Raw genomic sequence first — 11,103 nt, 5'->3', positions numbered from 1 at the left:
ACCCCGAGGACATCCGCAATGACCGCATCGCACGCCCAACTGTCGCACCCGCTGCGCTCGCAGCGCCTGAACCAGCTGACCCACCAGCCGCACGACCGGCTGGAGGCGCTGGTCAAGAGCCACGAGCCGTTCGCCAGCCGCGAGAACTTCGCGCGTTTCGTCACCGCCCAGTACCTGTTCCAGTACGACCTGCAGAACCTCTACAACGACCCGCGCCTGGCGCAGCTGGTCGACGATCTACCGGCGCGTTGCCGGGTCGAGGCGGCGCGTCTGGACCTGGTCGATTTCGGTGTGCCGCTGCCCGAGGGCGATGAAAGCATTCGCGGACGCACCCTGGGCGTCGGCGCTGCGCTGGCCTGGATCTTCGTTTCCGAGGGCTCCAAGCTGGGCGCCGAGTTCCTGTTCAAGAAGGCCGCCGCGCTGCAGCTCGATGAAACCTTCGGCGCGCGTCACCTGGCCGAGCCGGCCGGCGGTCGGGCGCAGGGCTGGAAGCGCTTCGTAAAGGTGCTCGATGGCATCGAGCTGGATGCCGAGCAGGAGCGCGAGGCGGAGGCCGCGGCGATCGAGGCGTTCGAGCGTTTCGCCGTGCACCTGGAACGCTGCTTTGCCTGAAGCGGCGCTGGTCGCGCCCGGTCGCCTGCGCTGGCTATGGCTGGCGCTGGCGCACCTTTCCCTCGGTCTGGCGCTGCTCGGGGTGTTCCTGCCCGGCCTGCCGACCACCGAATTCGTGTTGCTCGCCGCCTGGGCCGCCTCGCGCAGTTCTCCGTGCCTGAGCCAGTGGCTGGAGCATCACCGCCTGCTCGGCCCGCCGCTGCGCGACTGGCGCAACGGCGGGGTGATCGCGCGGCGGCGCAAGTGGCTGGCCAGCCTGAGCATGGCGCTGGCCTTCGCCGTGGCGACGATCACGCTGCGGCATTGGCCGTCGCTGCTGGGCATCGGCCTGGGCATGCTCTGCGGCGCGCTCTGGATCTGGTCGCGGCCGGAGCGCCGTCCATGAAAAAGCCCGCATCGAGCGGGCTTTTTCGTTCACCAGGGTTCGCCGCGTTGCGATCCCTCTCCCCCGGCCCCTCTCCCATGAATGGGGAGAGGGGAGCGGAGTGCGCCCTAGTTTGAGCGAGCGGCTTTCTGCATCGGGCAAGCGTTTTCTGCGGCCGTGATCAGAACGCCGGCACCACGGCGCCGTTGTACTTGCTCTGGATGAACTGCTTCACCTCGGGGCTGTTCAGCGCCTTGGCCAGCTTCTGGATAGCCGGGCTGTCCTTGTTGTCCTGGCGGGCGACGAGGATGTTCACGTAGGGCGAGTCGCTGCCTTCGATGATCAGCGCGTCCTTGGTCGGGTTGAGGCCGGCTTCCAGCGCGTAGTTGGTGTTGATCAGTGCCAGGTCGACCTGGTTGAGCACGCGCGGCAGGGTCGCGGCTTCCAGTTCGCGCACCTTGATGTGCTTGGGGTTGCTGGCGATGTCCTTCGGCGTGGCGAGGATGCCGCTGCCGTCTTTCAGGGTGATCACGCCGGCCTTGGCCAGCAGCAGGAGCGCGCGGCCGCCGTTGGTGGCGTCGTTGGGGATGACCACGTTGGCGCCTTCGGGCAGCGCGTCGATGTTCTTGATCTTGCTGGAGTAGGCGCCGAAGGGTTCGACGTGCACGCCGGCGACGCTGACCAGGTCGGTGCCCTTGCCCTTGTTGAACTCATCCAGGTACGGCTGGTGCTGGAAGAAGTTGGCGTCCAGGCGCTTCTCGGCGACCTGCACGTTCGGCTGCACGTAGTCGGTGAAGACCTTGACGTTCAGCTCGACGCCTTCCTTGGCCAGCGCCGGTTTGACGAATTCGAGGATTTCCGCGTGCGGGACGGCGGTCGCCGCGACGGTGATCTTGTCCGCGGCCTGGGCGGAGAAGGCCGCGAAGACGGCGAGGGCAGTGAGCAGTTTTTTCATCGTAAGGTTCCTTGTGGGAGAGTTCCGCGGGTCCCGCATCAGGCGGGTCGCCGCTTTTCGGTTATTCGGGGCGTTGCGTCACTTGCGCGAGAAATGCACCACCAGGCGGTCGCCGATGCTTTGCAGCACCTGGACCAGTACCAGCAGGAGAATCACGGTGACCACCATCACGTCGGTCTGGAAGCGCTGGTAGCCGAAGCGGATCGCCAGGTCGCCGAGACCGCCGGCACCGACCACGCCGGCCATCGCGGTGTAGGACACCAGGGTGATCGCGGTGACGGTGATCGCCGCGAAGATGCCCGGCCGGGCCTCCGGCAGCAGCGCGTCGAGGATGATCTGGCGGGTCGTCGCGCCCATCGCCTGGGTCGCCTCGATGATCCCGCGGTCCACCTCGCGCAGCGCGGTTTCCACCAGGCGCGCGAAGAACGGCGTGGCGCCCACCACCAACGGTGGAATCGCTCCGGCGACCCCCAGCGAAGTGCCGGCGAGCAGCACGGTGAAGGGAATCATCACGATCAGCAGGATGATGAACGGCAGCGAGCGCAGCACGTTCACCACCAGCGACAGCAGCGCGTAGAGCGGGCGGTTGTCGAACAGCTGGCGCGGGCCGCTGAGGAACAGCAGCACGCCCAGCGGCAGGCCCAGCAGCACGGTGAACAGCAGCGAGCCGCCGAGCATCAGCAGGGTGTCGAGGGTCGCCTGCCAGATCTCGTACCAATCGACGTTGACGAACAGCGTGGCGAGAGTCTCCATCAGCGCAATACCTCCAGGTGCACGTCGGCGGCGCGGAACTGCGCCAGCGCGGCGTCGATGTCGCCGCCGACCAGCGACAGGGTGAGCTGGCCGTAGGGTGTCTCGCGAATGCGATCGATGCGGCCGGCGAGGATGCTGTAGTCCACGCCAGTGTCGCGCGCGACCTTGCCCAGCAGCGGCGCGTAGGTTGACTCGCCGTGGAAGGTCAGGCGCAGGATGCGCCCCGGCACCTGGGCGAAATCGTCGCGGCGTTCGTCCTCGTCGACCTGCTCGGCCTCCAGCACGAAACGCCGGGTGGTCGGGTGCTGCGGGTGAAGGAAGACGTCCGCCACCGCGCCCTGTTCGACGATCTCCCCGGCGTCCATCACCGCGACGCGGTCGCAGACGCGACGGATGACGTCCATCTCGTGGGTGATCAGGACGATGGTCAGGCGCAACTCGCGGTTGATCTGGGCCAGCAGTTGCAGCACCGAGGCGGTGGTCTGCGGGTCGAGCGCGCTGGTGGCCTCGTCGCAGAGCAGGATAGTCGGCCCGGTGGCCAGCGCGCGGGCGATGCCGACGCGCTGTTTCTGCCCGCCGGAAAGTTGCGCCGGGTATTTCTTCGCGTGGTCGCCGAGGCCGACGCGGGCCAGCAGTTCGGCGACGCGGGCATCGATCTCTGCACGCGAACGCACGCCGGCCAGTTTCAGCGGCAGCGCGACATTGTCGGCGACGGTTTTCGAGGCGAGCAGGTTGAAGTGCTGGAAGATCATCCCGACGCGCTGGCGGAATTGCCGCAGGCCGTTGGCGTCCAGTGCGGTGACGTCTTCGCCGTCGACCAGGATGCGTCCGCCGCTGGGTTCTTCGAGACGGTTGATCAGCCGCAGCAGGGTGCTCTTGCCGGCGCCGGAGTGGCCGATCAGACCGAAGATCTGGCCGCTCTCGATGCGCAGATCGGTGGGCTGCAGGGCCGGGATTTCGCGGCCTGCGCGCTTGCCGGCGACGCGGTATGTCTTGTGGACCTGGTGAAACTCGATCACGGGAAACGAACCTTTTGGGCGTGGGCCTGATCGGCCTGGGGTGGCCAGGGGGCGCGCATTTTAGCGGGTTTGCTTAGGCCCGCTTAGCATTTCTTGTCGAGCGTAGCGCATGCAAAGGCATAAGCCGGAGGGCACTCGGGGCCGCAGCGGCTGCTTGTCGGTTGGAGGGAACGGGCGCGCCACGGTTCCGGTCACTAACAGGAAGCCCCTGAGCCGGCACTCGCAGACCGGCGGCAACCCGAACCGACCCGATAAGGAGATAAACCGCCGATGGCCACCAAAAAGCCTGCCGCGAATACCAGCGAAGCCGCCGGTACCGACACCCTCGACCGCGCCAACAGCAACGCCAAGCTGGAGCAACTGGAAGACTTCCGCTCCGACGCCACCGGTGCCGCCCTGCGCACCAACCAGGGCGTGAAGATCGCGGATAACCAAAACACCCTGAAGGCCGGCGCGCGCGGGCCGTCGCTGCTGGAAGACTTCATCATGCGTGAGAAGATCACGCACTTCGACCACGAGCGCATCCCAGAGCGCATCGTGCACGCCCGCGGCACCGCCGCCCACGGCTATTTCCAGGTGTACGAAGCCCAGGGCAAGAAGCTGTCGAAGGCTGGCTTCCTGCAGGACCCGGCGAAGAAAACCCCGGTGTTCGTACGCTTCTCCACCGTGCAGGGCCCGCGTGGCTCCGGCGACACGGTGCGCGACGTGCGCGGTTTCGCCGTGAAGTTCTACACCGACGAGGGCAACTTCGACCTGGTCGGCAACAACATGCCGGTGTTCTTCATCCAGGACGCGATCAAGTTTCCCGACTTCGTCCATGCGGTGAAGCCCGAGCCGCACAACGAGATTCCCACCGGCGGCAGCGCCCACGACACCTTCTGGGACTTCGTGTCGCTGGTGCCCGAGTCCGCCCACATGGTGCTCTGGACCATGACCGACCGGGCGATCCCGGTGAACCTGCGCAGCATCCAAGGCTTCGGCGTGCATACCTTCCGCATGATCGACGTCGAGGGTAAGTCGCGCTTCGTCAAGTTCCACTGGAAACCGGCCCAGGGCGTGCGCTCGCTGCTTTGGGACGAGGCGCAGAAGCTGGCGGGCAAGGACACCGACGCGCATCGCCGCGACCTCTGGGAAGCCATCGAGTCGGGTGACTATCCGGAGTGGGAGCTGGGCGTGCAGATCGTCGAGGAAGAAGACGAGCACAAGTTCGACTTCGACCTGCTGGACCCGACCAAGATCATCCCCGAGGAACTGGTGCCGGTCACTCCGCTGGGCAAGATGGTGCTCAACCGCAACCCGGACAATTTCTTCGCCGAGACCGAGCAGGTCGCCTTCTGCCCGTCCCACGTCGTGCCGGGCATCGACTTCTCCAACGACCCGTTGCTGCAGGGCCGGCTGTTCTCCTATACCGACACGCAGATCAGCCGCCTCGGCGGGCCGAACTTCCACGAAATCCCGATCAATCGTCCCGTGGCGCCGAACCACAACGGCCAGCGCGATGCCCAGCATCGCACCACCATCGACAAGGGCCGCGCGTCCTACGAGCCGAATTCCATCGACGGCGGCTGGCCGAAGGAAACCCCCGCCGGCCCGGTGGACGGCGGCTTCGAGAGCTATTACGAGCGCGTCGACGCACACAAGGTGCGCGAGCGCAGCGAGTCGTTCGGCGACCACTTCTCCCAGGCCACGCTGTTCTTCAACAGCCTCTCGGCACCCGAGCAGGAGCACGTCATCGCGGCGTACAGCTTCGAGCTGGGCAAGGTCGAGCGGCAGTGGATTCGCGAGCGCCAGGTAAACGAGATCCTCGCCAACATCGACCTGGGCCTGGCGCAGAAGGTGGCGAAGAACATCGGCGTCGCGCCGCCCAGCGCGCCCACGGTGAAGCCGAAGAAGCTGTCGCTGGAGAAATCCCCGGCGCTCAGCCAGCTCAACCTGCTGTCTGGCAACATCAAGGGCACCAAGATCGCCGTGCTGGTGGCCGACGGCGTGAATGGCGACGACGTCAAGGCGATCAAGAGCGCGCTGCTGGCCGAGGGCGCGCACGTGAAGGTGCTCGGCCCGAACGCGGCGCCGGTCACCGCGGCGGACGGTTCCGCGTTGCCGGTGGACGGCTCCGCCGAGGGCATGCCGTCGGTGGCGCTGGATGCGGTGTTCGTGCCGGGCGGCGCGAAGAGCGTCGAGGCGTTGTCGGCCGATGGCGTCGCCAAGCACTACCTGATGGAGGCCTACAAGCACCTCAAGGCGATCGCCCTGGCCGGTGAAGCGAAGGACCTGCTCAAGGTGGTCAGCCTCGAGGAGGACGAAGGCCTGCTCACCGGTGCCGATGCGGGCGCGGTGCAGAAGGACTTCATCGCGGCCATCGCCAAGCACCGCGTGTGGGCGCGCGAGCCGAAGGCGAAGAGCGTTCCGGCCTGATCCGTGAGTGAAGCCGCGCTGTCTGGTGCGCGCGGCGCACCCTATGGTGCTGCCATGGGCGCGCGGCTCGCTTCTGTAGGGTGCGCCGTGCGCACCGGCGCTCTGCCGATGTAAACCAGAAGCCCGGCAGGTGCCGGGTTTTTTCATGTGCTTCGGAACTCGACTGAAGGAATACGGGCGGCTCGGTGCGCGTGGCGCACCCTACGGTGCTGCGAGGGTCGCGAGGCTCGCTTCTGTAGGGTGCGCCGTGCGCACCGTCGATCTGCCGATGTAAACCAGAAACCCGGCAAATGCCGGGCTTTTTCATGCGCTTCGAAGGCTCAGCTGAAGGTGGACGGATCAGGCCCGGTGCGGCGTCCTTCGTCCAGTTCGGCGATGCGCAGCAGGTCGTCGGCATCGAGGCGGAAGTCGAACACATCGAGGTTCTCGCGGATGCGTTCGGGGTGCACCGATTTCGGGAACACGATCGAGCCCAGCTCGATGTGCCAGCGCAGCACCACCTGGGCCGGTGTCTTGCCGTGCTTCTGCGCCAGCGCCTGGATAGTCGGATGGGGCAGCAGGTCGCCGCCGCGCGCCAGCGGGCTCCAGGCCTGGGTGGCGATCCCCTTGTAGCGGTTGAAGTCGCGCATTTCCTTCTGCTGGAAGAACGGATGCACCTCGATCTGGTTCACCGCCGGCACCACGCCGGTCTCCATGATCAGCACCTCGGCGTCGTCCGGGCGGAAGTTGGAGACACCGATGGAGGTCACAAGGCCTTCCTCGCGCAGGCGAATCATGGCTTTCCAGGCGTCGAGGAACTTGCCCTGGTCCGGGCACGGCCAGTGGATCAGGTAGAGGTTGACGTGATCCAGGCCGAGGCGCTTCAGGCTCTCCTCGCAGGCGCGCAGCGCCGAGTCGTAGCCCTGGTCCTGGTTCCACAGCTTGGTGGTCACGTAGAGCTGCTCGCGCGGCAGCCCGGCAGCGGCGATGCCGGCGCCGACGCCGCGCTCGTTCTTGTAGATCGCCGCGGTGTCGATGTGGCGGTAGCCCAGTTCCAGTGCATGGCGCACGGCGTCGGCGGCCTCGTTGTCGGGGATCTGCCAGGTGCCGAGGCCGAACTGGGGAATCTGCGTACCGTCGTTCAGGGTGATGTCGGGAATGCTGCTCACGGGGTAGGGTCCTCCATCGGAGCGTTTCAACGGGTGTGGGCATCTGACCACGGCGGACGCCGAGGCATTCCCCCGATCGTCGCAATCGGGCGCCAAGGCCCATGCTAGACGCAGATCAGTAACCCGGGTGCGACAATTTCGCATACTCATGGCATACCCACTGGCGGAGCACTGCCATGAACGTCCCGGCCGCGACACCCGAATCACGCGCGCGTTTTCCCCTGCCCATCGGCCTGCTGGCCGGCATCCTGGCGATGGTCGTGGTGCTCCTGCTGCCCCTTTCCGCCGACCTTCCCGTGGCCGGTCACCGAGTGCTGGCGATCCTGGTCTTCGCGGTGATCGTGTGGATCACCGAGGCGGTGTCCTACGAGGCCAGCGCGATCATGATCACCGCGCTGCTGGCGGTGCTGGTCGGCACCGCGCCGACCCTGGCCAACCCTGGGGTGGTTTACGGCAGCACGGCGGCGATCAGCATGGCCCTGGCCGGCTTTTCCAACCCGGCGCTGGCGCTGGTCGCCGGTGCGCTGTTCATCGCCGCCGCGATGACCCACACCGGGCTCGACCGCCGCATCGCCCTGGTCACCCTGTCGAAGGTCGGCACCAGCACCCGGCACATCCTCGCCGGAACCATCCTGGTGACCATCCTGCTCAGCCTGGTGGTGCCGAGCGCCACCGCGCGCAGCGCCTGCGTGGTGCCGATCATGATGGGCATCATCGCCGCGTTCGGCGTCGACAAGCGCTCCAATTTCGCCGCCGGGATGATGATCATCGTCGCCCAGGGCACCAGCATCTGGAACATCGGCATCCAGACCGCCGCCGCGCAGAACCTGCTGCTGGTCGGCTTCATGGACAAGCTGCTCGGGGCGCGGGTGAGCTGGATCGAATGGCTGGTCGCCGGCGCGCCCTGGGCGATGCTGATGTCCGTCGTGCTGCTGTTCATCGTCATCAAGCTGCTGCCGCCGGAAACCGATTCGGTGGCCGGCGGCAAGGAGGCGGTCGCCCGCGAGCTGCGCGAGCTGGGCCCGATGACCGGCGCGCAGAAGCGCCTGCTGATGGTCTCGGTGCTGTTGCTGCTGTGCTGGGCGACCGAGGGCAAGCTGCATCCCTTCGACACCACCACCACGACCTACGCCGGGCTGGTGCTGCTGATGCTGCCGCGCTTCGGGGTGATGACCTGGAAGGACGTGCAGGCGCGGATTCCCTGGGGCACGGTGATCGTCTTCGGCGTCGGCATCAGCCTTGGCAGCGTGCTGCTGACCACCCAGGCCGGGCAGTGGCTGGCGGTGCAGGTGGTCGCCTACACCGGCCTCGACGGACTCGGCCCGCTGGCCATCTTCGCCGTGCTCGGGGCCTTCCTTATCGTCGTCCACCTGGGTTTTGCCAGCGCCACCGCGCTGACCGCGGCGCTGCTGCCGATCCTCATCGCGGTGCTGCTCAACCTGCCCGGCGAATTCAACCGGCTGGGGCTGAGCATGCTGCTCGGTTTCGTCGTCAGCTACGGCTTCATCCTGCCGATCAACGCGCCGCAGAACATGGTCTGCCTGGGCACCGAGACCTTCAACGCGCGCCAGTTCGCCAAGGTCGGCCTGCTGGTGACGGTGCTCGGCTACCTCAGCATGCTGCTGTTCGCCGCCACCTGGTGGCACTGGCTCGGCTGGATCTGAGACTTGCGGTGCGCGCGGCGCACCCTACGGCCGCGGTACAACCCGGCTTCGTAGGGTGCGCCATGCGCACCGGGGCGCCGTCAGGCGCGCTTCGGCCAGGCGAAGCTGAGGAGGAACAGCAGCGCGGCGCTGACCACGATGGACGGCCCGGCCGGCGTGTCCTTGAACCAGGACAGGCTCAGCCCGGCGCACACCGCCACCAGCCCCAGCGCGCTGGCTCCACCGGCCATCTGCTCGGGGGTACGCGCGTGGCGCTGCGCGGCGGCCGCGGGAATGATCAGCAACGAGGTGATCAGCAGCACGCCGACGATCTTCATCGCCACCGCGATGACGATGGCGATCAGCAGCATCAGCGCCAGGCGGATCGCCGCCACCGGCAGGCCTTCGACCTTGGCCAGCTCCTCGTGCACGGTGATCGCCAGCAGCGGCCTCCACAGCGGCACCAGCACCGCCAGGACCAGCGCACTGCCGCCGAGAATCCACGCCAGGTCCGCCGGGCCCACCGCCAGCAGGTCGCCGAACAGGTAGCCCATCAGGTCGATGCGCACGTCGTGCATGAAACTCAGCACCACCAGGCCGAGCGACAGGGTGCTGTGGGCGAGGATGCCGAGCAGGGTGTCCGAGGCCAGCGGCTGGCGCTGTTGCAGCGTTACCAGCAGCACGGCGAGCAGCACGCAGCCGACGGTCACCGCCAGCGTCGGGCTGACGTCGAGGAGAAAGCCCAGGGCGACGCCGAGCAGCGCGGCGTGGGACAGGGTGTCGCCGAAATAGGCCATGCGCCGCCAGACCACGAAGGAGCCCAGCGGGCCGGCGACCAGCGCCAGGGCGAGGCCGGAAAGCAGGGCGTTGAGCAGGAAGTCAGGCATGGTCGTGGTTGCAGTCCGGTCCGTGTACGTGCGCCTTGACCACGCCGCCATGCAGGGCGTGGTCGTGATCGTGGCGGTGGTGATAGATCGCCAGGCTCTTGGCGTCCTGGCCGAACAGTTCGATGAATGCCGGGTCGCCGCTGACCTGCTCGGGATGGCCGGAGCAGCACACGTGATGGTTCAGGCAGACCACCTGGTCGGTGGTGCTCATCACCAGGTGCAGGTCGTGAGAGACCATCAGCACGCCGCAGCGGTACCGGTCGCGCAGACGGGTGATCAGCCGGTACAGCTCGGCCTGGCCGGCGACGTCGACGCCCTGCACCGGTTCGTCGAGCACCAGCAGCTGCGGCTTGCGCAGCAGCGCGCGCGCCAGCAGCACGCGTTGCAGCTCGCCGCCGGAGATGTTCCGCAGCGGGCTGTCGATGACCTGCTCGGCGCCGACCTCAGCCAGCGCCGCAAGCGCCGAATAACGCGTCACCCCCGGCACCAGGCGCAGGAAGCGCAGCACGCTGAGCGGCAGTGTCGCCTCGATCTGCAGCTTCTGCGGCATGTAGCCGATGCGCAGCTTCGGCAGGCGCCAGACCTCGCCCCGCGCGGGTTTGAGCAGGCCCAGGGCGATCCGTACCAGGGTGGTCTTGCCGGCGCCGTTGGGGCCGATCAGGGTGACGATCTCGCCCGCTTTCACGGTCAGTTGCACGTCCTGCAGCACCGCCTTGGCGTTGAACTCGACGCCCACGCCGCTCAGGCGGATCAGCTCGTCGCTCATGCCGCCTCCCGGCAGCTGGCGCAGAGCCCGACCACCTCGACGGTCTGCCCCTCGGCGCTGAACCCGACGCCCTCGGCGGCGGCGGAAATCGCCGCGCCGATCGCCGGCTGCTGCAGCTCGATGGCGGTATGGCAGCTGCGGCAGATGAGGAACTGGCCCTGGTGCACGTCGCCGGGATGGTTGCAGCCGACGAAGGCGTTGAGCGAGGCGATGCGGTGCACCAGGCCGTTTTCCAGGAGGAAGTCCAGCGCCCGGTAGACCGTCGGCGGCGCCGCGCGGCGACCGTCGGTCTCGCTCAGCACGCCGAGGATGTCGTAGGCGCCGAGCGGCTTGTGGCTCTGCCAGACCAGCTCCAGCACGCGTTTGCGCAGGGCGGTGAGCCGCGCGCCCTGGCGCTCGCACAGCGCTTCGGCGTCGGCCAGTGCGGTATGCACGCAGTGACTGTGATCGTGGGGCAGGCAGGCCAGGGGCGTTTTCATGGGCGGCGACGTTCGGCTGGAGAGACGTTATTCTATAACTTTCGAAAGCCCAGGTGTCCTTA

At 67.4% G+C, this 11,103-nt stretch carries 11 protein-coding genes; 4 read left to right on the top strand and 7 right to left on the bottom strand.

Annotation, left to right across the window (positions count from 1 at the left end; translation table 11 throughout):
* Positions 1-18: 18 nt before the first annotated feature.
* Positions 19-612, top strand: a complete 594-nt coding sequence (locus BLV15_RS02970) for a biliverdin-producing heme oxygenase (protein WP_090224490.1) — start codon at positions 19-21, stop codon at positions 610-612.
* Positions 605-997 (top strand): YbaN family protein, encoded by a 393-nt coding sequence (locus tag BLV15_RS02965; RefSeq protein WP_245728124.1) that lies wholly within the window; start codon positions 605-607, stop codon positions 995-997. Before BLV15_RS02970 ends, BLV15_RS02965 begins: the two co-directional genes overlap by 8 nt.
* 160 nt (positions 998-1,157) lie before the next feature.
* Here the strand turns inward: BLV15_RS02965 and BLV15_RS02960 are convergent, their stop codons facing one another.
* The 3 genes from BLV15_RS02960 to BLV15_RS02950 form a co-directional block, all read right to left on the bottom strand.
* Complete coding sequence (locus BLV15_RS02960; protein WP_090224486.1) at positions 1,158-1,931, bottom strand: MetQ/NlpA family ABC transporter substrate-binding protein; 774 nt, start codon at positions 1,929-1,931, stop codon at positions 1,158-1,160.
* Positions 1,932-2,009: 78 nt separating this feature from the next.
* Positions 2,010-2,684: a methionine ABC transporter permease gene (locus BLV15_RS02955; RefSeq protein ID WP_090224485.1), complete on the bottom strand. Its 675-nt coding sequence runs from the start codon at positions 2,682-2,684 to the stop codon at positions 2,010-2,012.
* Positions 2,684-3,703 (bottom strand): methionine ABC transporter ATP-binding protein, encoded by a 1,020-nt coding sequence (locus BLV15_RS02950; RefSeq protein WP_090224483.1) that lies wholly within the window; start codon positions 3,701-3,703, stop codon positions 2,684-2,686. Before BLV15_RS02950 ends, BLV15_RS02955 begins: the two co-directional genes overlap by 1 nt.
* 270 nt (positions 3,704-3,973) lie before the next feature.
* On the opposite strand from BLV15_RS02950, the gene katE reads away from it, so the two are divergent.
* Positions 3,974-6,118 carry a catalase HPII gene (gene katE, locus BLV15_RS02945; protein ID WP_090224481.1) on the top strand — a complete coding sequence of 715 codons (2,145 nt, stop codon included), beginning with the start codon at positions 3,974-3,976 and terminating at the stop codon, positions 6,116-6,118.
* A gap of 320 nt (positions 6,119-6,438) precedes the next feature.
* Here the strand turns inward: katE and BLV15_RS02940 are convergent, their stop codons facing one another.
* The gene (locus BLV15_RS02940; protein ID WP_090224479.1) at positions 6,439-7,266 is read right to left on the bottom strand and encodes an aldo/keto reductase; all 828 of its coding nucleotides are present in this window, start codon (positions 7,264-7,266) and stop codon (positions 6,439-6,441) included.
* A 176-nt stretch (positions 7,267-7,442) separates the two neighbouring features.
* Between BLV15_RS02940 and BLV15_RS02935 the strand changes: the two genes are divergently transcribed.
* On the top strand, positions 7,443-8,930 hold the full coding sequence (locus BLV15_RS02935) for a DASS family sodium-coupled anion symporter (RefSeq protein WP_090224477.1): 1,488 nt from the start codon (positions 7,443-7,445) through the stop codon (positions 8,928-8,930).
* Between the two features lie 80 nt (positions 8,931-9,010).
* Here the strand turns inward: BLV15_RS02935 and znuB are convergent, their stop codons facing one another.
* From znuB to zur, 3 genes are read right to left on the bottom strand one after another with little or no spacing between them, the layout of a single operon-like run.
* The gene (gene znuB / locus BLV15_RS02930) at positions 9,011-9,796 is read right to left on the bottom strand and encodes a zinc ABC transporter permease subunit ZnuB (protein ID WP_090224476.1); all 786 of its coding nucleotides are present in this window, start codon (positions 9,794-9,796) and stop codon (positions 9,011-9,013) included.
* Entirely contained in the window at positions 9,789-10,562 is a 774-nt protein-coding gene (gene znuC, locus BLV15_RS02925) for a zinc ABC transporter ATP-binding protein ZnuC (protein WP_090224474.1), read from the bottom strand. The genes znuB and znuC overlap by 8 nt, the downstream gene beginning before the upstream one ends.
* A complete protein-coding gene (gene zur / locus BLV15_RS02920) occupies positions 10,559-11,041 on the bottom strand; it encodes a zinc uptake transcriptional repressor Zur (protein WP_090224473.1) in 483 nt (160 codons plus the stop codon). Before zur ends, znuC begins: the two co-directional genes overlap by 4 nt.
* Between the last annotated feature and the right edge of the window lie 62 nt (positions 11,042-11,103).

Source organism: Pseudomonas kuykendallii (genome assembly GCF_900106975.1).
GTDB lineage: Bacteria > Pseudomonadota > Gammaproteobacteria > Pseudomonadales > Pseudomonadaceae > Pseudomonas_O > Pseudomonas_O kuykendallii.
This window is presented reverse-complemented; position numbering and strand designations above follow the sequence as displayed.

Bases quoted from the DNA above. Each gene is read 5' to 3' on its own strand.
- znuB (WP_090224476.1), bottom strand. From the start codon at position 9,796: ATGCCTGACTTCCTGCTCAACGCCCTGCTTTCCGGCCTCGCCCTGGCG.
- BLV15_RS02960 (WP_090224486.1), bottom strand. From the start codon at position 1,931: ATGAAAAAACTGCTCACTGCCCTCGCCGTCTTCGCGGCCTTCTCCGCC.
- znuC (WP_090224474.1), bottom strand. From the start codon at position 10,562: ATGAGCGACGAGCTGATCCGCCTGAGCGGCGTGGGCGTCGAGTTCAAC.
- katE (WP_090224481.1), top strand. From the start codon at position 3,974: ATGGCCACCAAAAAGCCTGCCGCGAATACCAGCGAAGCCGCCGGTACC.
- BLV15_RS02970 (WP_090224490.1), top strand. From the start codon at position 19: ATGACCGCATCGCACGCCCAACTGTCGCACCCGCTGCGCTCGCAGCGC.
- zur (WP_090224473.1), bottom strand. From the start codon at position 11,041: ATGAAAACGCCCCTGGCCTGCCTGCCCCACGATCACAGTCACTGCGTG.
- BLV15_RS02955 (WP_090224485.1), bottom strand. From the start codon at position 2,684: ATGGAGACTCTCGCCACGCTGTTCGTCAACGTCGATTGGTACGAGATC.
- BLV15_RS02935 (WP_090224477.1), top strand. From the start codon at position 7,443: ATGAACGTCCCGGCCGCGACACCCGAATCACGCGCGCGTTTTCCCCTG.